Below are 20,921 nucleotides of genomic sequence, written 5' to 3' on the forward strand. Positions count from 1 at the left end.
AGGAAGCAAAGGTACATCTACTGACGATAAGGTTTGTAAAACAGCAAAACATACCTATAGCAATATAACTTATCACATATGGAAAAATTACCTGTTACGGTGCTGAGTGGGTTTCTCGGCGCGGGGAAAACTACTTTGCTCAATCATGTGCTGCATAACCGGGAGAATCTTCGTGTAGCCGTTATTGTTAATGATATGAGCGAAGTGAATATCGATGCACAATTGGTGAAGAATGAAAACACCCTGCATAAAACGGAAGAGCGCCTGGTGGAAATGAGCAATGGCTGCATTTGCTGCACCTTGCGGGAAGACCTGCTGAAAGAGGTGGCAGCACTGGCGGCAGAGAAAAGATTTGATTACCTGTTGATAGAATCTACCGGTATTTCAGAGCCCATACCGGTGGCCCAAACCTTCTGCTACCAGGATGAAGCCAATAATGTGGACCTCACTAAAGTGAGCCGGTTGGATACCATGGTAACGGTAGTGGATGCCTATAATTTTATCCATGACTACAGCAGTATGTCGTTACTGCAGGATAAAGGTTTAACAGAGGATACGGCCGACCGGCGCACTATTGTAAACCTGCTGACAGACCAGGTGGAATTTGCCAATGTGATTGTAATGAACAAATGCGATCTCGTAACAAAAGACCAGCTGGGCAACCTGAAAGCAGTACTGCGTAAACTGAACGCCACAGCCAGGATCGTAGAAAGCATCAAAGGTCAGGTACCACTGAAAGAAATACTGCATACCGGTCTTTTTGATTTTGATACTACCTCGCAAAGCGCCGGCTGGCAGGCAGAACTGGAAAATGAGCACAGCCCTGAAACAGAAGAGTATGGCATTTCCTCCTTTGTATACCGCAGCCGTAAACCTTTTCACCCCGGACGCTTCTGGCAGTATATCAATGAACGCTGGCCAGGTAATATTATCCGCAGTAAAGGATTGTTCTGGCTGGCCTCCCGGCCCGATATAGCAGTGAACTGGAGCCAGGCAGGCGGATCGCTGCGTGCGGAAAAGGCCGGCTACTGGTGGTGCGCTATCCCCCGGAAGCAATGGCAAATGGATCCTGAAACTTATGAGCTCATTACCAACCGTTGGGACACCCGTTTCGCAGACCGGTATAATGAGCTGGTAATCATCGGGCAGGAACTGGATACCCACAATATCATCGTCGATCTCGACAACTGCCTGTGTACAGAGTCCGAAATTAAAAATTTCCAAAATGGTCATCTTTTTAAAGATCTTTTTCCTGAAATTTAGATTAATCTAAAAAATAATTAAGACATGTATAAAAATAGAAGATAGCTTTGTAGAAAATTGGAAGTGTAATCCATTGTTACTATCCGTGAAAACAACAGGCTGAGAATAAAACCTACATTACTTATACGCATGAAACAACTATCTACTTTACTATTTTTATTACTATTATCTGTAGCTAACGCATATGCCCAGCAAGGCATAATGAAAGGTACCGTTGTCAACAAAGAAGGAAAACCTGTACAGTTTGCCAATATTGCCATTCCTGCATTGCATACCGGCGCTACCGCCGATCAGCAAGGGATCTTCAGTATTAAAAATATCGCCGCAGGTACTTACGAGATCAGAATATCAATGATAGGATACCAAACAGTTAAGCTGAAGAAACAAATTGCAGCAGGACAAACAACAACATTGAATGTTACATTGGAAGAAGATCTGTCTAAACTGGAAGAAGTGGTGGTAACCGGCGTTTCCCGTGCTACTGCTGTACGGAAAAACCCCATACCTATTGCTGTTATTGGTAAGCGGGAAATGAATATGAATGTAAACAATAACATTATTGACGCTATTATCAAAGGAGTGCCGGGTGTGAGCGCGGTAACCACCGGCCCCAATATTTCAAAACCATTTATCCGCGGGCTTGGTTACAACCGTGTACTTACATTGTTTGACGGTGTACGGCAGGAAGGACAGCAATGGGGCGATGAGCACGGAATTGAAATAGACCAGTACGGAATTTCCAGGGCGGAAGTGGTGAAAGGCCCTGCCAGTCTTACTTATGGCTCAGATGCCCTGGCCGGTGTTATTAACATGATCCCCGATATCCCTGAGCTAACGCCAGGCAAATTACAGGGTAGCTTCCTGGCAGATTACCACAGCAATAATGGAATGATAGGTTCCTCGCTGGGACTGGCTTACCGGCAAAACGACTGGAAGTACGTATTTCGCGGCACTGCGAAAGCAGCGCACAACTACCGCAACAGCGTGGATGGATTTGTATATGGCACGGCTTTCAGGGAATATAACCTGACTGCCCTGGCAAGAGTAGACAAATCTTGGGGATATTCCCAGTTCGGCGCTACACTCTATGATAATACCCAGGAAATTCCGGATGGTAGCCGGGATTCCCTGACCCGGAAATTTACGAAGCAGGTGAAGGAAGATGATGATATAAAAGACCGTCCGCTGGTGCCTGACAATGAGCTGCGTACCTACACCATTAACCCGTTGCATCAGCATATCCAGCATTACCGGGTGTATAACCGTTCCAAGTGGAACCTGGGCGCCGGCGATATTAATACGATGATAGGCGTACAACAAAGCATCCGCCGGGAGTATAATCACCCGGAAGTGCCCGCTCAGCCGGGATTGTACGTGGTGCTGAATACCCTGAACTACGATGTGCGTTACAACCTGCCGGTTTTAAGTGGCCTGGAAACAACTGTTGGGGTTAATGGAATGTACCAGCAGAACCGGAGTAAGAATGGAACCGATTTTCCCATCCCCGATTATAACCTGTTTGATATAGGCGGGTTTATTTTTGCCAGGAAATCTTTTGGTAAGGTAGATGTATCCGGTGGTATCCGTTATGATAGCCGGTCTATTCGCTGGAACAACTTCTATGTAGGGCCCAATAAAGAGAATGGATTTGAGCGGCATATGCAGTTACCGGATACAGTGGGGGCGCATCTGCAGTTCCCTTCTTTCAGTAACCGGTATACCGGCATCTCCGGCAGCCTGGGCGCTACCTGGAACATCAGCGAACGGGTGCTGGTGAAAGCCAACATTGCAAGGGGCTACCGTGCGCCGAATATTACAGAGATCGGCTCCAATGGTCTCGATCCGGGAGCACATATTGTATACCTGGGAAATCGCGGATTTAAGCCGGAGTTCAGTTTACAGGAAGACATCGGCGTGCAGGCCTGGCTGCCGGATGCAGATATCAGCCTGGAACTGTTTAATAATAATATAGAGAACTATATCTACCAGGCAAGGCTATACGATGATGCCGGCAACCCGGTGGTAATAGTGCCGGGGAACGCTACTTATAAATACCAGCAGTCTGCAGCAAGACTGTTTGGAGCAGAAGTAAGTGTGAACCTTCACCCGAGGGCAATTGCCTGGCTTACTATGAATAACAGTATGGCCTATACGCAGGGGCGTAACCGCAATATGGAGCTGATCAGTAAGTATGGAGACGAAGCGCGTTACCTGCCGTTTATACCGCCCACGCATATACGTAGTGAGCTGAAGGCTACTGCACAACGTAACTACGGCGTATTCACCAAGGCATATGCCCGCGTAGAGGCAGATATTATTGCCGGCCAGCCTCATTTTTACGGAGTAGACGATACCGAAACATTTACACCGGGGTATACCCTGTTCAATATTGGCGCCGGTACCGGGATGCTTAATAAGAAAGGAAAAACGATTTGTGAAATATTCCTGCAGCTCGACAATGTGGCTAATGTAGCCTACCAGGCCAATATGAACCGGTTGAAATATTTTGAGTACTACAGTTCCTCTCCTAACGGCCGGCTGGGTATTTATAATATGGGAAGAAATTTCAGTGTAAAAATGATTGTTCCTTTTTAGACAGGATTACCAGAGTTTGAGCCCCATTTTAATACCTATTTGTAGACTTGGCAATACGCTTACCATTTTCCCGTCGTTGAGGGATACTTTGTCTTCGTCGAAATGATAGGTATTATATTTATAGATCTTACTGCGGATGCCTACGCCAATAAACGGATCAAGAATGAAGCGGTCTTTTTTGAATTGCCGGCCTACCAGCAGTTGAAGACCTATCACCGTTTTATCTCCGGAGTTGGTATAGGTAACATTCCCTACGGTATTGTCTTCGTTGGGATAGAAAACTTTTTTAACGAATACCACCGGTTCAAAATAGGTACCAGCTGCGCGGGAGGGCAACATGTCCTGTGAAATAAGATACAGGCGGGCGCCAACCCGGAATCCGAGCCCCCGGCCATCTACAAACTGCCCTGTACTGATATCCGGTTTCTTCTGGCCGATATCAATCTTTTTAGCCAGCACATAATCCGGGTAATCGGTATAGATACCACTGATACCAAACTCGAGACTGAATTTGTCGGTTATTTCCTGTTCCAGGTAAATATCGAGTTCATTAATTAAGGTGGTAGGATTTACTTTGAGAAAGGTGTTTTTGCCCAGTTGTTTCTCGCCGTCCTGTGCAAAGGACGATAAAGTAAACGAACAGGATAACCATATTAACAGTAGTGTCTTTTTCATACAGTTGTAAGGGTTAGACTGGCTTCAGAACCTCCATCCCGGCGTGCGTCAGCTCTCAGAACCGGTCAATAATCGTTCCACAATTACCGGAAACCACTGGTGTTCAAGCGCCTGAACTTTGCGTGCGACGGATTCGGGTGTATCTTCCGGTGTAACGATAATACGTTCCTGCAGGATGGTTTCGCCATCATCATATTTTTCATTTACGAAGTGGATAGTGATGCCGCTTTCTTTTTCCCCTGCTGCTATTACAGCTTCATGCACAAAATGGCCATACATACCTTTCCCGCCGAATTTCGGCAACAGTGCCGGGTGTATATTGATAATACGGTTAGGAAAGGCCTGTACCAGGTTGGCGGGGATCTTCCATAAAAAACCGGCCAGCACTACCAGGTCGATCTGCCGTTCCTTTAATAACAGGATATATTTATCTGAATGGAAAAAGGCCTCTTTCTCGATTAGTATGGTAGCAATGCCTTCGCGTTCGGCTATCTGTAAAACACCTGCTCCGGGTTTGTTGCATACAATTACAGTAACCCTGGCCTTGTCTGAATGTCTGAAATGATCTATAATTTTCTGCGCGTTGCTTCCTGCACCCGATGCGAATATGGCAATATTTTTCAAAATCTCCTGCTATTTAAGTAGGATACAAAAATAGATAATTTAGCAGGTATTTGGGAGAATGATATAATAATAAGGAGTATCGAACCTGTCCGGGACCAGGCGCAAACACGGATGGAAATGGAAGAAGATATGCTGCAGGCATGTCTGAAAGGTGGACCTGATGCACTCTCCTTTTATTTAAGATATTCGCCGCAGCCCTGGTATATTTTGTCTTTCACCTGTACCTGTACGCTGTTGGGTTTCATCAGGCCGCTCATATCATCGGTGCAAATGGTGTTCCGGATACTTATCGTGATGCCGGGAGCGGTATATACCTTTAAAGTATCAGTATTGGGATTGGGCCTGGGCAGCGACGCCTGGAGGCTGTCGCCGTTAATATTCCTGAAACTTATTTTTTTATTGTCCAGGTCCAGGGTCCAGCCGGGCTCGTTGCCGTTGGCAGTGAACCGGATGCCGGCTTTTGATTTATCGGCCAGTAGTTGCCTGCGGTCGCCGCCTTCTACCGGTTTGAGGATATAGTTGCCTGCCAGGACCCCTTCAATGCGTTTGCCTTTGGCGTCGAGGAGTAGTAGTTGACCCTCAGCGGCCAGGAAGGAGCTGCTGTCTGTTTTCTTCAGGATCATTACCGTGGAGTCGGAGGTTTGTTTCCAGGTACCTGTTTCCACAGAGGCTATCCCCAGGCCTCTTCCCTGGTAGGCCACCAGTTCACTGAAGGTATGATCGTTAAACAGGCTGATCTGGTAATCCATACCGGGGCAGTCGGCACAGGGAAGGGTACCCTGGTAGGTGCCGGTAATGACGGTGGGAGCACCTGTGCCGGGTGCTGTATTTTGCGTAGTACTATCGTTTCCGGAGGTAGTGGTATTATTATTACACGCAGCCATGAAGGCGGTAAGCAAAACGGGAAGTATGAGCATTTTTTTCATGGGATCGGTTTTTTGATGGCAGATTGAACATTCTGGTCTGCCGGCAGGTTATTATGGTAAAAATAACAACTCTCACAGAAAATTAACTGTGCTGACAGATAATATATTATATTGTGTGTGAAGGGATATAGGGGACCACTATTTGATTTTCATCTGCATATATTATAATTATATCCCCGCAAACCTTGCCCCACGTTATGATGTAGACGTGCGCCCACAAAGGAATTAAACTTTCAATCAAAATAATAAGTTCTGAAAGGAAATATCAGGTGAAGTGTTCAAATAGGCTATCAGTAAGACTTTCGGCTCAATCATCGCTAAAAAAACGGATTAAAAACAGCCCGCTATAAGACAATAATTTTTTTTAATTGTTGGTAAATTGTCAACATTCTGTCTTATTTTTGCTGGCACTTTTAAGAAACTTTAGGTCAAATCTAAACTATATAGGCTGTGTATCGTCGTGTTTCCATTCTTTTGCGCAAGCATTTTGTGAGTGTGCTTATTCTATGCGCTAGTATAGTAATTCCGTTTTCTTCCGTTAAGGCAGCGGATCCAGCGAAGGGTAAAGCATTATTCCAAACAAATTGCGCTTCCTGCCATAATGTCCATAAGAAGCTGACAGGTCCTGCATTAGCGGGAGTAGAAGATCGCTGGCCCGATAAGAAATTATTGCACCAGTGGATCCACAACTCTGCTTCTGTATTGGCCACAGGGGACAAATATGCCAACGCTCTGTATCTGGAGTACAACAAGACAGCGATGACACCGTTCCCTCAGTTATCCAACGAGGAAATTGACGACATCCTGGCGTATGTAAAAGTTGAGCAAGCCAAAACCCCGGGAGGACCCAAAACTGATGCAGGTAATGCTGATACTGCCGGCGCTGCCGATAAAGGCAACGACAACAGTTTGCTGTTTGGTATCATTACACTGATCCTTGCGGTAGTAGCGCTGATCCTCATGCAGATCAACAGCAACCTGAATAAGCTGGCTGGTGATAAAGAGGGTGTTCCAACTCCTGATCCTGTTCCTTTCTACAAGAATAAAGCTTACCTGGCACTGATCATCCTGGTGCTTTTCATGGTAGGTGGCTATTTCACTATCCAGGGCGCTATTGGCCTGGGCCGCCAGCAGGACTATATGCCGGAGCAACCTATCTTCTACAGCCATAAGGTACATGCCGGTATTAACCAGATCAACTGTTTGTACTGCCACGCCGGTGCTGAGAAGAGTAAGCATGCCATGATTCCTTCTGAAAATATCTGTATGAACTGTCACAAGGCCATTAAGGAATATACCGGTCCTGAGCTGACGACTGCAGAAGGCAAGAAGGTAGACGGTACTGCTGAAATCGCAAAATTATACGATTACGTAGGCTGGGATCCTGAAGCTGGTAAATATACCAAGCCAGGCAGACCAATCGAATGGACCAAGATCCACAACCTGCCAGACCACGTTTACTTCAACCACTCCCAACACGTGGTTGCCGGTCAGCAGCAATGTCAGACCTGCCACGGTGCTATCACCGAAATGGACGAAGTGCATCAGTTTGCCGATCTCTCTATGGGATGGTGTATTAACTGTCACCGTACTACCAAAGTGCAGTTTGCTGACAACAACTATTACAGCATCTTCGAAAAGCTTCATCAGGATATTAAAGATAAGAAGATCGACAGCGTAACAGTTGAAATGGTAGGTGGTACTGAATGTCAAAAATGTCACTACTAGGAAGGATTTAGAGAGATTTTCTCTTGATCAGAAGATATCAAAATTTATAAACGTAACTCGTTAATATAACATGGAGCAAAAAAAGTATTGGAAAGGCTTGGAGGAGTTGCACAATACCGATGCGCATCAGGAAATTGTGAAGAACGAATTCAGTGAAGAACTGCCGTTCGAGAGTGAAGGCCTGTTGAATGCTACTACCCCCCGCAGGGATTTTCTGAAATATCTGGGGTTCACTACCGCTGCTGCCGCTATAGCTGCCAGCTGTGAAACACCGGTAAAGAAAGCTATTCCGTATGTAAACAAACCGGAAGAGATTACCCCGGGTGTAGCCAATTATTATGCTTCTTCTTACGCCATTGATGGTGAATATGTACCGGTTGTGGTGAAAACCCGCGAAGGTCGTCCTATCAAACTGGAGGGGAATACTTTATCATCTATCACCAGCGGAGCTACATCCGCAAGGGTACAGGGGGCTGTACTGAGCCTGTACGATACTGCCCGTCTCCGTTTCCCGACCATTGGCGGTACGGAAACAACCTGGGCAGAACTGGATAAACAAGTTGGTGCAGCACTGGCCGGTTTAGGCGGTGCTCCTGTTGTTTTATTAAGTGCCACCCTGCTGAGCCCAACCACTAAAAAACTGATCGGCGAGTTCCTGGCAAAATATCCAAACTCCCGCCATGTAGTATACGACGCTGTTTCCTACTCTGGCATACTGCAGGCAAACGAAGCGGCTTATGGTAAAAGAGTGATCCCTTCCTACCACTTTGAAAATGCCAAAGCGATAGTGAGCCTGGGAGCAGACTTTATCGGAACCTGGCTTAACCCGGTTGAATATGCCCGCCAATTTGCTCAAACCCGTAAAATCAATGCGCAGAAACCCGAAATGTCCAAACTTTTCGCGTTCGAAAGCCATATGAGCCTTACAGGTGCAAACGCGGACGAAAGATATACACACAAACCATCTGAATCCGGTGCCATAGCACTGGCACTGCTGGCAGCAGTAGGCGGCAGCGTAACCGCTCCGGCTATCGCCGACAAACGTGTGGCAGATGGTATCAAAAAAGCAGCGGAATCACTGAAGGCTAACTCCGGTAAAGCACTGGTGGTAAGTGGGTCTAATGATGTAAACGTACAGATCATTGTAAACGCCATCAACAACATCATCGGCGCCAATGGTACTACCATCGATTTTGCATCTCCTTCCAATTACCGTCAGGGTATCGACAGCGATATGACCAAACTGGTGAGCGATATGAACGCAGGCAGCATCGGTGCTGTACTGGTTTATGGCGTTAACCCTGCTTACGACTACTTCGAATCACAGAAATTTGCGGAAGGTCTGAAGAAAGTAAAAGTGGCGGTATCGTTCAACGACAGAAATGACGAAACAACCGTATTGTGCAAATATGCGGCTCCTGATCATCACTTCCTGGAATCATGGAATGATGCTGAAGGAAGAACCGGTTACTACAGCTTTGCACAGCCAACCATCCTCCCGCTGTTTAAAACACGCGCCATACAGGATACACTCCTCTCCTGGTCTGGTAACACTACCACTACCTGGGCTGATTACCTGAAAAATGAATGGATAACCAAACTGGGCGGACAGGAAGCGTGGGATAAGGCTTTACAGGACGGTGTGGTTGAACCAGCCGCAGCTCCTGCTCTGGGTGGTGCCACATTTGCCGGTGACATTGCCGGTGCTGCATCTAAAATAAGCAGTGCGAAAAAAGGTGGTAAACTGGAACTGGTACTTTATGAAAAAGTGGCTATTGGTAGCGGCAGATCTGCCAACAACCCATGGCTACAGGAAATGCCTGATCCTATTACCCGTTCTACCTGGGGTAACTACGCCTGTATCTCCAATAAACTGGCGAAAACATTCTCTACCCAATTAGGAGATGATTACGAAATCAATGCAGAGAAGAAAGTACTGAAGATAAAAGCCAACGGTAAAGAACTTGAACTGCCATTGCTGATCGTTCCGGGTATGCACCCAGATGTGATCGCCATCGCAGTGGGTTATGGCCGTAACGATAACGCAGGTAAAGCTGCCGGCGGTGTTGGTAAGAACGCCTATCCTTTTGTGAGCTTCAATGGTCAGAACTTTGATTACTTCACTGTTGACGCCACTGTAGAAGCTACCGGTCAGAAAGAAATTGTTGCTTCAACGCAAACACATAATAGTTACGAAGGTCGTCCTATCGTTAAGGAAACTACCCTGGAAGAGTTCATCAAGAACCCTAAAGAGGTAAACGAAGACAGACTGGAACTGAAGAAATTTGGCGCTGATTTCCGTAAGGATGCAACACTGTATCCTAACTACAGCTATCCTGGTATCAAATGGGGTATGTCTATCGACCTGAACACCTGTTTTGGTTGCGGGGCTTGTACTATTGCCTGCCAGGCAGAGAACAACGTTTCTGTTGTAGGCCGGGAAGAAGTGGCGAAAGGACACGAAATGCACTGGATCCGTATTGACCGTTACTTCAGCGGCGATGATGAAAATCCGGAGGTAGTGTTCCAGCCGATGCTGTGCCAGCATTGCGATAACGCTCCATGCGAGAACGTTTGCCCGGTTGGCGCTACCAACCACAGCTCTGAAGGTATTAACCAGATGGCTTACAACCGTTGCATCGGTACCCGTTACTGCGCTAACAACTGCCCTTACAAAGTACGTCGCCTGAACTGGAGAGACTGGAATGGTGCAGACAGCTTTGAAAACAACCTGTACGATGTGGCTGATATGAACGATAACCTTACCCGCATGGTACTGAACCCTGATGTAGTGGTTCGTAGCCGTGGTGTAATGGAAAAATGTTCTTTCTGCGTACAACGTTTACAGGAAGCTAAACTGGATGCGAAGAAAGCCGGTCACCCGCTGAAAGACGGGGCTGCTAAAACTGCCTGCCAGCAAGCTTGTGGCGCTGATGCGATCGTATTTGGCAACATCAACGATAAGAACAGCGAAATCTATAAGATCCGTAACGAGCAGCAGGTAGACAGGATGTACTATGTGTTGGAAGAAACACACGTACTGCCATCTATCAGCTACCTGGCGAAGATCAGAAACAAGGATGCCGCTCCTAAAGCAGAAAAAGAATCTGCACATAAGGAAGAAGCGCATCACGCATAATGATCTTAACAGGTAACCGTTAAGAAAAAGACAGCAAGAACAGAATCTGAGATCATAACAAAAGACAAGGGCTAGTAGCTAGAAGCTAGCAGCTAAAAGCTTATAGAATATGCATTTAAAATACGAATCCACACTGAGAGAACCTTTGGTAGACGGGGTTAAGGATTATCACCAGGTAACGGAAGATATCATTAGTCCCATTGAAGGGAAGCCTGGAAAACTGTGGTATGTAGGCTTTTTCATCTCCCTGACATTGTTGGGCTTTGGCGCCTTTTCAGTGTTCTGGCAGATCTATTTCGGTGTCGGAGTATGGAATCTGAACAAAACCATCGGTTGGGGTTGGGATATTACCAACTTCGTATGGTGGGTAGGTATTGGTCACGCCGGTACCCTGATCTCCGCGATCCTCCTCCTGTTCCGCCAGGGTTGGCGTACAGGGGTGAACCGTGCGGCGGAAGCGATGACGATCTTCGCGGTAATGTGCGCCGGTCAGTTCCCGATCATTCACATGGGTCGTGTATGGATGGCGTTCTTCATCCTGCCTTATCCAAATACCCGTGGCCCGGTATGGGTTAACTTTAACTCTCCACTCCTCTGGGACGTATTTGCGATCTCTACTTACTTTACCGTATCCCTGTTGTTCTGGTATTCTGGTCTCCTTCCGGATTTCGCCAGCGTTCGTGACAGGGCTAAAACCAAATTGCGCAAATTATTATATGGTATAGCAGCTTTTGGCTGGACCGGTTCTACCAAGCATTGGCAACGTCACGAAGCACTGTCGCTGGTATTGGCAGGTTTGGCTACGCCGCTGGTACTTTCTGTACACACGATCGTATCCTTTGACTTTGCGACTTCTGTAATTCCTGGTTGGCATACTACCATCTTCCCGCCTTACTTTGTGGCTGGTGCGATCTTCTCCGGATTTGCGATGGTACAAACACTGCTGATCATTACACGTAAAATATTACACCTGGAAGAATACATTACCCTTGGCCACATGGAAGCCATGAACAAGGTAATTGTATTAACGGGTTCCGTAGTAGGTTGTGCTTACCTGACTGAGTTATTCATGGCATGGTATGGCGCTAACCCTTATGAGTTTGCCACTTTCTTCAAATACCGTGCTGCCGGTCCGCTGGGTTGGTCTTACTGGATCATGATGACCTGTAACGTAATTACCCCGCAGGTATTCTGGTTCCGTAAAATGAGAAGAAGCGTTGCGGTAACTTTCGTAATGTCTATCATTGTAAACATCGGTATGTGGTTTGAGCGCTTCGTAATCATCTGTACTTCACTGTACCGCGATTACCTGCCATCCAGCTGGTCATACTATCGCCCATCCTGGCCTGAAGTAGGCTTCTACATGGGAACTTTCGGTTTGTTCTTTACCTGCTATTTCCTGTTTGCTAAATATTTCCCTGTAATTGCACTGGCCGAAATCAAGTCTATCCTGAAAACTTCCGGTGAAAATTACAAAGAGAAAATGGTGGTGTACGAAGAAGAGCCTGCAGAGAAATTTGCTCATGATGTAGCTCACGCACACTAAAAGACGAACTGAGAGAATTTATTACTTGGAATTTGAATCTTTAAAAATATGGCTGTTAAAAATTTTGTTGTAGGCTTGTTTGACGATGAGGCAGTGTTGTTCCCGGCAGTAAAGAAAGTGCGTACTGCGGGTTACAAATTGCACGATGTATACACTCCTTTTCCTGTTCACGGCCTCGATCATGCAATGGGTTTAAGGGAAACCAGTCTGCACACAGCCGGTTTCGTATATGGTATTACAGGTACAACTACAGCATTATCCTTCATGAGCTGGGTATTTAATGCAGATTGGCCTCTGAATATCGGTGGTAAACCACACTTCCCCTTGCCTGCGTTCATTCCTATCACTTTTGAGCTCACTGTATTATTTGCAGCAGTTGGGATGGTGATGACATTCTGCTATTTGTGCCAGCTGATGCCAGGTGTGAAGAAGCATATTTTCCACCCCGGACAAACAGACGATAAATTTGTAATGGTGATAGAGCTGACCGAAAAAACCAATGCAGAGGAAGTGAAGAGCTTTCTTGCATCAGCCGGTGCGCATGAAATTAACGAGCAAAGAGCTGAAGCCGGATGGTGGTTCGGACGGTATGATAAGGATGATGAACCTTATCTCCGTAAAATACAGACCACAAACGCTTAAAATATATAAACAGCTAAAACATACCGTTGCAACATTAGGATTTGAGCAAGCAAGACTAATGAAAGCTAGATAAATAATTTCTGATGAAAAGGACTTCCAACATATTGATTGTAGCCGCATTGGCAACTGGAGCTTTCCTGGCAGCCTGTAACAGGGGAGAGCATAACAGAAAGCCCGGCAGGATTTATATGCCAGACATGTATGAATCCCGTGCGTATGAATTTTACAATGCTCGTTTGTCAGGCCTGAAGCCAGTGGAAGGAACAGTAAAAAGAGGAGAACTTTTGCCATACCATCTGAAAGAATCAGATACGGCACTGGCTAACCTGGTAAAGAATCCATTAACGATTACGCCAACTGATCTTAAAGAAGGCGAGCGTTTATTTAATATCTATTGCGGTATCTGCCATGGTACTGCCTTAGATGGTAACGGTCCGCTGTACAAAGGTGGAGATGGACCTTACCCTGCAGCGCCAGCTAACCTGGTAGCCGGTGCAAAATCCGGTTATACAGAAGGCCGCCTGTTCCATGTAATGACTTATGGTTATAATATGATGGGTAGTTATGCCAGCCAGCTGGACAGGGATCAGCGCTGGAAGATTGCTGCCTATATCAAGAGTAAACAGCCAGGTGCTGCCGCCCCGTCTGCCGCTCCTGCTGGTGATAGCACTGCAGCTAAATAAATGAGTTAAACTGAATTTCAAACAAGTATTTTAATATACAGTAATGAAAGACCAATTTGTAGTACCGGCAAGATTAAAAAAGACCAGCTTCGTGTTAATGGGCGTGGGCTTGCTGACGTTATTGATCGGATTAATTGCGTTTCATGGTGAGAACGCGACACGGTTTTGGGCCGGTCTGTTGCAAAACAGCAGCTTCTTTTTGCTGATTACATTGGCGAGCACATTCTTTATAGCTGCTACTACCCTGGCACATGGTGGCTGGCAGATTGCTTTCCGCCGTGTACCTGAAGCTATTTCAATGGCCGTTCCCGTTCTGGCTGCCATCTTATTTGTGGTAGTGATGATCATTGTTTTCGGTGGAAAAGATGATATCTACCACTGGGTAAATGCACACCACGTAGCGGAAGATAAAGTCCTGAGCTGGAAATCGGCTTTCTTAAACAAGGGATTCTTTACCATCGCTACCATCCTGACACTGGGCCTCTGGATATTTTTTACCATGAAGCTCCGTAGAATGTCTATCGAAGAAGATGGTTGGGATCTGCGTCCTGAAACAGGCCGTAAATTACTCTGGAGAAACACGGTTGTATGCGGTGGATTCCTGGTGGTATTTACCCTGAGCGTTGGATCAACCACGCCATGGATCTGGTTAATGAGCATTGATGCACATTGGTTCTCTACCATGTACAGCTGGTACACCTTCGCCAGCACCTGGGTATCCGGACTGTCGCTGATTGCACTGTTCGTTGTATACCTGAAAAAACACGGTTATCTTACTTATGTAACTGAAGAACACCTGCATGATCTGGGTAAATTCATGTTTGCCTTCAGTATCTTCTGGACTTATCTCTGGTTCTCCCAGTACATGCTGATCTGGTACGCTAACATGCCGGAAGAAACTGAATACTTCCAGCCACGTGTATGGGGTCAGTGGAGACCTATCTTCTTCCTGAACCTCCTGATCAACTTTGTTACTCCGCTGTTGTTCCTGATGAAAAGGGATACCAAGCGTAACTATACTGCCATTGTTTTCATTGCTATCGTGATCATCTTCGGTCACTGGCTGGATTTCTGGCAGATGGTATCTCCAGGTACTGTTAAAAACCTGGTATTCCCCTGGTTTGAATTCGGGCTCGGACTTGGTTTCGTAGGACTGATCATCTTCCTGGTATCCAACCAGCTTACCAAGGCTGCACTGGTTCCAAAGAATCATCCTTACCTGAAAGAAAGTATTATTCATCACACCTAACAGGTGATCAAGGAGATTAGGCAAAAGAAAAGCATTAGATAACTTAATTATTTCATATAGCAATGTCAGGATTTTTAGCAGTCTTAGTTGTTGTTCTCATATTCATAGTCATCTTCCAGATTGCGAAGGCGAGCGAATATGTGTCCATATTGAAGGGAGAAAAGAAAGCGCGTGAGCAAAGCAACCGTATAAATGGTTTCCTGCTGATTGCATTCCTGGTGCTGGGGCTTATAGGAGTGTACTGGTGTAACAATTTGCTGAAAGGCAAAATCCTGGGCGAATCTGCATCAGAACAGGGAGAAGGCGTTGATACCCTTATTTATGTAACACTTGCCATCACTGGGGTTGTGTTCGTCCTTACCCAAATTGCATTATTCTGGTTTGCATTTAAATACCAGGAGAAGGAAGGCCGTAAAGCATTTTATTTTCCGCATAATAATAAACTGGAAGTTATCTGGACCGTTATCCCGGCTATTGCCTTAACCATACTGGTGGCTTTCGGTCTGAAACACTGGTTCCAGCTTACTTCAGAAGCACCGAAAGATGCCGCTGTGGTGGAAGTAACCGGTAAACAGTTTAACTGGATCTTCCGTTATCCGGGTAAAGATGGCGCACTGGGCCGTCGTGATATTAAAAACATCGATCCCTCCGCTGGTAATGAACTGGGTCTGGACTGGAACGATCCTTTGAACAAAGATGACTTTATGCCTACCGAACTGCACCTGGTAGTTGGTAAGCCGGTAAAGCTCATCATCGGTTCCCGTGATGTTATCCATGACGTTGGTTTACCGCACTTCCGCATGAAAATGGATGCGGTTCCGGGTATCCCTACTACTTTGTGGTTCACTCCCAAGTTTACCACCAAGCAGATGAAAGAAAAAACCGGTAACCCGGATTTCACGTATGAAATTTCCTGCGACCAGATGTGTGGTAGCGGTCACTACTCCATGAGAGGTGTGATTGTTGTGGAAACTCAGGAAGAATTTGATAAATGGGTAGCTGCCCAGAAATCTACTTATAGCCTGACCCACGCTGACACTGCAGCTCCTGCTGCTCCTGCCGGTGAAGCCAAAGCAGATAGCACGCAAAAAACAGTAGCTGCCAATATCCGGTAAGCTGTAATTTTGTGTAGAAGAATTTTTGACGGAGTACAATTAAAAACAATAAGAACAAACTGACAAACGACGATACTTCCCGGGCGTTAGTTTATAATAAACCGAACCGATTATGAGTAACGAAGCAACATTGCACAGTCAACAGGAGGTAATGCACGGAGCGCATGATCATCATGATCATGAGCACCACCATGAAGACAGTTTCATTTCGAAATATGTGTTCAGCATGGATCACAAAATGATCGCCAAACAATTCCTGATTACTGGTATCGTTTGGGCTATCATTGGTGCTTTCTTCTCTGTACTGTTCCGTTTGCAACTTGGTTTTCCCGATGCCACTTTCCCCTGGCTGGAAAGTATCCTGGGCCATTGGGCTAAAGGTGGCCGCATTACAGCGGAAGCTTACTATGCATTGGTAACAATGCATGGTACTATCCTGGTATTCTTTGTATTAACGGCCGGTTTGAGCGGTACCTTCTCTAACCTGCTGATTCCTTTGCAGGTAGGTGCGCGCGATATGGCCTCCCCTTTTATGAACTGCCTGAGCTACTGGTTCTTTTTCCTGGCCAGCCTGGTAATGATGGCTTCCCTGTTTGTTCAGACAGGCCCTGCCTCCGGAGGTTGGACCATGTATCCACCGCTGAGTGCATTGGGAGACGCTTCTATCGGTTCTAAAATAGGTGTGGATCTTTGGTTAACCAGTATGGCGCTGTTTGTTGTTTCTCAGCTGCTGGGTGGTTTGAACTATATTTCCACGCTGTTGAATATGCGTACTAAAGGCATGGCGATGACCAAAATGCCTTTGACTATCTGGTCATTCTTCTTCACCGCTGTATTGGGCGTATTGTCTTTCCCTGTATTGCTGTCAGGTTTTATCCTGCTGCTTATGGATCGTCACGCCGGCACCAGCTTCTACCTGTCCGATATCTTTATCGCCGGTAAAGCACTGGCCAATGAAGGTGGTAGCGCTATTCTCTATCAACACTTATTCTGGTTCTTAGGTCACCCTGAGGTATATATCATCATTCTCCCTGCCATGGGTATGGTATCTGAAGTACTGGCGGTAAGTTCCCGCAAGCCCATTTTCGGTTACCTGGCGATGATCGGTTCCCTGTTCGCTATCTGTATCCTGGCCTTCCTGGTTTGGGCGCACCATATGTTCGTAACAGGTCTGAACCCATTCCTGGGAGCATTCTTCGTACTCTTAACCTTATTGATCGCGGTACCATCTGCCATCAAGGTATTTAACTGGATCACTACCATCTGGAAGGGTAATATCAACTTTACGCCTGCTTCCCTGTTCTCTATCGGTTTCGTGAGCACTTTCATCTCCGGTGGTTTAACAGGTATCTGGTTAGGTAACTCTTCTATCGATATTCACCTGCACGATACCATGTTTGTGATTGCCCACTTCCACATTGTAATGGGTGTATCTGCATTCTTCGGTATGTTTGCCGGTATCTACCACTGGTTCCCTAAAATGTATGGCCGCTTCATGAATAACACTATCGGCTATATCCACTTCTGGGTAACCCTGGTAGGCGCTTACCTGATCTTCTGGCCAATGCACTACGAAGGTATGGCGGGTATGCCAAGAAGATACTATGATGTATCCGGCTGGGCTTCCTTCAAACAGTTTGGTGGTTTGAACGAATTTATTACCATCGTGGTGATCCTGGTGTTTGCAGTACAGCTCCTGTTTGTATTCAACTTCTTCTACAGCATTTTCAAAGGTAGAAAGATGACTACAAAGAACCCATGGAATGCAACTACCCTGGAATGGACTACGCCAATCCATGCTGGTCATGGTAACTGGCCTGGTGAAATTCCTGAAGTATATCGCTGGGCTTATGACTATAGCAAGGATGGAAGAGATTTCATTCCGCAAACAGAGCCTATTGGACCTAATGAATCAGCGCACTAAAATATAATCGGAGTTCCGGCAGGAAGGCAAAAATCTTCCTACCGGGATTTTGTTCACTGTGATGTTTGTAAATTTGTTCCGGACTTAAACCCGGGATGTGGCTAGAAAAAAAATGTTGCAAGAAAACTCCATAAAATTGTCGTCATCGTATGCAGTAGCCAGTAAGGCGAAAGATTACTCTCAGCTGATGAAGTTTAATCTCACCTTTATGGTGGTATTTTCGTCGGTAGTGGGTTACCTGCTGGTGCCGGGCGTGGAGTTTAACTTAGTAAAAGTTCTTTTATTATTTGCTGGTGGGTTGCTGGTTTCCGGATCAGCTAACACCATTAACCAGATCTGGGAGAAGAATACAGATAAACTGATGGCACGCACCGCTGTCCGTCCATTGCCTTCAGGGCGTATGCACGACAACGAGGCGATTATACTGGCTGTGATCACAGGTATTGCAGGGCTCCTGGTAATGGGCTATTGCTTTAACTGGTTGAGTGCCGCTTTGAGCGGGTTGTCTTTGGTGTTATACGGTTTTGTGTACACACCCTGGAAAAAATGGAATTCCCTTGCTGTTCTGGTAGGAGCAATTCCTGGCGCCATGCCTCCATTAATTGGTTGGGCAGCCGGCGCTAACAATCTCAGCGAAGGTGGCTGGTCTTTATTTGCTATTCAGTTCCTCTGGCAATTCCCGCATTTCTGGGCCATCGCCTGGATTGCCCATAAAGATTATGCCAGGGCTGGCTTTAAAATGTTACCAGGTAGCGGAGAGCCCAATAAGTACACAGCCATCCAGGCTGCTATGTACACGTTGTTGCTGATTCCTGCCGGGGTAGCGCCTTACCTCCTGAAGATCACTGGAAGCATTTCTGCCATAGTGGCCATTCTGGCGGGTATTTTCTTCCTCTACAGGGCTGTTAACCTGTACCGGAAAAATGATGTTCCTGCAGCGAGAAAGCTCATGTTCGGATCTTATATTTATCTGACCATTGTTCAGCTGGTACAATTGCTGGACAAAGCTTAAATTGAAAAGAGGAGTGATGGATACTATGACACTAGAACAACGTAAGAAAATACATCCGCATAAATATTCCTTATGGATCGCCATGGGTAGTATCACCATGATGTTTATCGGGTTTACCAGTGCTTACATTGTTAAAAGATCCCAGGCAAATTGGCTGGCTTTTGAACTGCCGCATATTTTCTGGGTATCCACTGCCGTGATTTTAACCAGCAGCTTAACTATACACCTAGCTTTAAAGCAGTTTAAAGAAAGGAATATGCAGCGTTATAAACAACTGATCACCCTTACAGCGTTTCTGGGTGTGGTGTTTGCAGCCTGCCAGTGGATAGGGTTTTCACAATTGAAATCAGTGGGACTGCCCCTCAACGGGCCTGTTTCCGCTTCTTTTATTTATGTTATTGTAGGCGTGCACATGCTGCACGTACTGGGTGGTGTGGTTGCATTGCTCATTATGTTTGGCAGGGCTTACAGAACCCGTGTACGGACCTATAGCGCAGTACCCATTGAAGTAGCCGCAACATACTGGCATTTCGTGGACATACTGTGGATTTACCTGTTAGTTTTTTTAAGTATCGCCAGATAAACTTTGTAAAATTTTATAAAACAAACAATGGATACAGCAGTTACAGCGAAGAAAAAATGGTGGGCCGGAGGATATTCTCCCTTTAATGTGAGCTATGGTAAGTTGATGATGTGGTACTTCCTGATGTCAGATGCGTTCACATTCGGCGCATTGTTGATCTCATATGGTACTATCCGGTTTTCCAGCCCATCCTGGCCTGATCCGAATGAAGTGTTCAAATCATTTCCCGGCATGGGCCATGCCGAGTTGCCGTTGATGTTTGTGAGCTTGATGACCTTCATCCTCATTATGAGTTCTGTAACCATGGTACTGGCGGTACATGCCGGTCACATGAGAGATAAAAAAGCCGTTGCCAAGTGGATGATCTGGACCATCATTGGTGGAGCCGCGTTCCTGAGCTGCCAGGCATGGGAATGGACACACCTGTATCATGAAGGTGCATGGTGGGGCCGCAACCCTTTCCATAACGTAGATGGTACACTGGCTTCTACCAACTTTACCAACTTCTTCTTTACCATCACCGGTTTCCACGGATTGCACGTAACTTCCGGTGTTGTACTGAACATCGTGATCCTCGCCAATGTACTGAAAGGTACCTATGATCAGAGAGGGCACTATGAAATGGTGGAAAAAGTAGGTTTGTACTGGCACTTTGTAGATCTGGTTTGGGTATTCGTATTCACCTGCTTCTATCTGCTTTGATCATAAAACGGGAAAAGAACAACAAGGTTAGGAACTGATTTTAGAATTTATTTAATTTCAATAATAATGGAGCATACACATAATGCCGGGCATGAAGCCGCACATGCTGATTCATCTACCAAAACAATCTGGAAAACATTCTGGATACTGTTGTGTATCACAGTGTTTGAAGTAGGTCTGGCTTTCTTACACCTGGAATTCGGGTTTCTGCCAAGAGTAATGCTGAACGCGATCTTTATTGGTCTTACCCTGGTGAAAGCATTCTACATCGTTGCAGAATTTATGCACCTGGGTCATGAGATCAAAAATCTCATTATGACCATCCTCATTCCTTTACTGCTGTTTGTATGGTTTATTATCGCTTTCCTGTACGAAGGCGATTCCTGGAAAAACATGCGTACCGACCTGAAGCCAGGTACTCCTGTAGAGGCTGTGAAAGTAGCGCCTGCTGAGAAACATCATTAATTCATCAATAAACTATCAGGGTCATTTCTCGCAGGGCTTTATTAGGAGTT

17 protein-coding genes are annotated in these 20,921 nt (G+C 46.0%); 14 read left to right on the forward strand and 3 right to left on the reverse strand.

Features of this window, described 5'->3' with window-relative positions:
• Positions 1-78 precede the first annotated feature (78 nt).
• The gene (locus tag VIM72_RS20200; RefSeq protein WP_332004632.1) at positions 79-1,263 is read left to right on the forward strand and encodes a GTP-binding protein; all 1,185 of its coding nucleotides are present in this window, start codon (positions 79-81) and stop codon (positions 1,261-1,263) included.
• A 129-nt stretch (positions 1,264-1,392) separates the two neighbouring features.
• Positions 1,393-3,858: a TonB-dependent receptor gene (locus tag VIM72_RS20205; RefSeq protein ID WP_332004633.1), complete on the forward strand. Its 2,466-nt coding sequence runs from the start codon at positions 1,393-1,395 to the stop codon at positions 3,856-3,858.
• 6 nt (positions 3,859-3,864) lie between these two features.
• On the opposite strand, the gene VIM72_RS20210 is transcribed toward VIM72_RS20205, so the two are convergent.
• From VIM72_RS20210 to VIM72_RS20220, 3 genes are all read right to left on the reverse strand, one after another.
• The gene (locus tag VIM72_RS20210; RefSeq protein WP_332004634.1) at positions 3,865-4,533 is read right to left on the reverse strand and encodes a hypothetical protein; all 669 of its coding nucleotides are present in this window, start codon (positions 4,531-4,533) and stop codon (positions 3,865-3,867) included.
• Between the two features lie 48 nt (positions 4,534-4,581).
• A complete protein-coding gene (purN, locus tag VIM72_RS20215; RefSeq protein ID WP_332004635.1) occupies positions 4,582-5,157 on the reverse strand; it encodes a phosphoribosylglycinamide formyltransferase in 576 nt (191 codons plus the stop codon).
• 173 nt (positions 5,158-5,330) lie between these two features.
• A complete protein-coding gene (locus VIM72_RS20220; RefSeq protein WP_332004636.1) occupies positions 5,331-6,083 on the reverse strand; it encodes a copper resistance protein NlpE N-terminal domain-containing protein in 753 nt (250 codons plus the stop codon).
• Positions 6,084-6,578: 495 nt separating this feature from the next.
• On the opposite strand from VIM72_RS20220, the gene VIM72_RS20225 reads away from it, so the two are divergent.
• The 12 genes from VIM72_RS20225 to VIM72_RS20280 all read left to right on the forward strand — a co-directional run bounded on the left by VIM72_RS20225 (position 6,579) and on the right by VIM72_RS20280 (position 20,871).
• Positions 6,579-7,811 carry a c-type cytochrome gene (locus tag VIM72_RS20225; protein WP_332004661.1) on the forward strand — a complete coding sequence of 411 codons (1,233 nt, stop codon included), beginning with the start codon at positions 6,579-6,581 and terminating at the stop codon, positions 7,809-7,811.
• Positions 7,812-7,881: 70 nt separating this feature from the next.
• Positions 7,882-10,950, forward strand: a complete 3,069-nt coding sequence (locus tag VIM72_RS20230; RefSeq protein WP_332004638.1) for a TAT-variant-translocated molybdopterin oxidoreductase — start codon at positions 7,882-7,884, stop codon at positions 10,948-10,950.
• A gap of 109 nt (positions 10,951-11,059) precedes the next feature.
• Entirely contained in the window at positions 11,060-12,496 is a 1,437-nt protein-coding gene (gene nrfD, locus VIM72_RS20235; RefSeq protein WP_332004639.1) for an NrfD/PsrC family molybdoenzyme membrane anchor subunit, read from the forward strand.
• A gap of 48 nt (positions 12,497-12,544) precedes the next feature.
• Complete coding sequence (locus VIM72_RS20240; RefSeq protein WP_332004640.1) at positions 12,545-13,138, forward strand: DUF3341 domain-containing protein; 594 nt, start codon at positions 12,545-12,547, stop codon at positions 13,136-13,138.
• Positions 13,139-13,221: 83 nt separating this feature from the next.
• Positions 13,222-13,821 carry a c-type cytochrome gene (locus VIM72_RS20245; RefSeq protein ID WP_209855474.1) on the forward strand — a complete coding sequence of 200 codons (600 nt, stop codon included), beginning with the start codon at positions 13,222-13,224 and terminating at the stop codon, positions 13,819-13,821.
• A 43-nt stretch (positions 13,822-13,864) separates the two neighbouring features.
• A complete protein-coding gene (locus VIM72_RS20250) occupies positions 13,865-15,070 on the forward strand; it encodes a quinol:cytochrome C oxidoreductase (protein ID WP_332004642.1) in 1,206 nt (401 codons plus the stop codon).
• A 62-nt stretch (positions 15,071-15,132) separates the two neighbouring features.
• The gene (locus tag VIM72_RS20255; RefSeq protein WP_332004643.1) at positions 15,133-16,185 is read left to right on the forward strand and encodes a cytochrome c oxidase subunit II; all 1,053 of its coding nucleotides are present in this window, start codon (positions 15,133-15,135) and stop codon (positions 16,183-16,185) included.
• Positions 16,186-16,297: 112 nt separating this feature from the next.
• Entirely contained in the window at positions 16,298-18,109 is a 1,812-nt protein-coding gene (locus VIM72_RS20260) for a cytochrome c oxidase subunit I (protein WP_332004644.1), read from the forward strand.
• A gap of 112 nt (positions 18,110-18,221) precedes the next feature.
• Positions 18,222-19,121: a heme o synthase gene (cyoE, locus tag VIM72_RS20265; RefSeq protein ID WP_332004645.1), complete on the forward strand. Its 900-nt coding sequence runs from the start codon at positions 18,222-18,224 to the stop codon at positions 19,119-19,121.
• A gap of 25 nt (positions 19,122-19,146) precedes the next feature.
• Positions 19,147-19,704, forward strand: a complete 558-nt coding sequence (locus VIM72_RS20270) for a cytochrome c oxidase subunit 3 (RefSeq protein WP_332004646.1) — start codon at positions 19,147-19,149, stop codon at positions 19,702-19,704.
• 27 nt (positions 19,705-19,731) lie between these two features.
• Complete coding sequence (locus tag VIM72_RS20275) at positions 19,732-20,406, forward strand: cytochrome c oxidase subunit 3 (RefSeq protein ID WP_142684303.1); 675 nt, start codon at positions 19,732-19,734, stop codon at positions 20,404-20,406.
• A gap of 66 nt (positions 20,407-20,472) precedes the next feature.
• A complete protein-coding gene (locus VIM72_RS20280) occupies positions 20,473-20,871 on the forward strand; it encodes a cytochrome C oxidase subunit IV family protein (RefSeq protein WP_142684302.1) in 399 nt (132 codons plus the stop codon).
• Positions 20,872-20,921: the final 50 nt, after the last annotated feature.

Origin of the sequence: Chitinophaga sp. (assembly GCF_036569185.1) — a bacterium.
Taxonomy (GTDB): Bacteria; Bacteroidota; Bacteroidia; order Chitinophagales; family Chitinophagaceae; genus Chitinophaga.

Excerpts from the sequence above, each read along its gene's own strand:
- VIM72_RS20200 (WP_332004632.1), top strand. The coding sequence starts at position 79 with ATGGAAAAATTACCTGTTACGGTGCTGAGTGGGTTTCTCGGCGCGGGG.
- VIM72_RS20205 (WP_332004633.1), top strand. The coding sequence starts at position 1,393 with ATGAAACAACTATCTACTTTACTATTTTTATTACTATTATCTGTAGCT.
- VIM72_RS20210 (WP_332004634.1), bottom strand. The coding sequence starts at position 4,533 with ATGAAAAAGACACTACTGTTAATATGGTTATCCTGTTCGTTTACTTTA.
- VIM72_RS20220 (WP_332004636.1), bottom strand. The coding sequence starts at position 6,083 with ATGAAAAAAATGCTCATACTTCCCGTTTTGCTTACCGCCTTCATGGCT.
- VIM72_RS20230 (WP_332004638.1), top strand. The coding sequence starts at position 7,882 with ATGGAGCAAAAAAAGTATTGGAAAGGCTTGGAGGAGTTGCACAATACC.
- nrfD (WP_332004639.1), top strand. The coding sequence starts at position 11,060 with ATGCATTTAAAATACGAATCCACACTGAGAGAACCTTTGGTAGACGGG.
- VIM72_RS20240 (WP_332004640.1), top strand. The coding sequence starts at position 12,545 with ATGGCTGTTAAAAATTTTGTTGTAGGCTTGTTTGACGATGAGGCAGTG.
- VIM72_RS20245 (WP_209855474.1), top strand. The coding sequence starts at position 13,222 with ATGAAAAGGACTTCCAACATATTGATTGTAGCCGCATTGGCAACTGGA.
- VIM72_RS20250 (WP_332004642.1), top strand. The coding sequence starts at position 13,865 with ATGAAAGACCAATTTGTAGTACCGGCAAGATTAAAAAAGACCAGCTTC.
- VIM72_RS20255 (WP_332004643.1), top strand. The coding sequence starts at position 15,133 with ATGTCAGGATTTTTAGCAGTCTTAGTTGTTGTTCTCATATTCATAGTC.
- VIM72_RS20260 (WP_332004644.1), top strand. The coding sequence starts at position 16,298 with ATGAGTAACGAAGCAACATTGCACAGTCAACAGGAGGTAATGCACGGA.
- cyoE (WP_332004645.1), top strand. The coding sequence starts at position 18,222 with ATGTTGCAAGAAAACTCCATAAAATTGTCGTCATCGTATGCAGTAGCC.
- VIM72_RS20270 (WP_332004646.1), top strand. The coding sequence starts at position 19,147 with ATGACACTAGAACAACGTAAGAAAATACATCCGCATAAATATTCCTTA.
- VIM72_RS20275 (WP_142684303.1), top strand. The coding sequence starts at position 19,732 with ATGGATACAGCAGTTACAGCGAAGAAAAAATGGTGGGCCGGAGGATAT.
- VIM72_RS20280 (WP_142684302.1), top strand. The coding sequence starts at position 20,473 with ATGGAGCATACACATAATGCCGGGCATGAAGCCGCACATGCTGATTCA.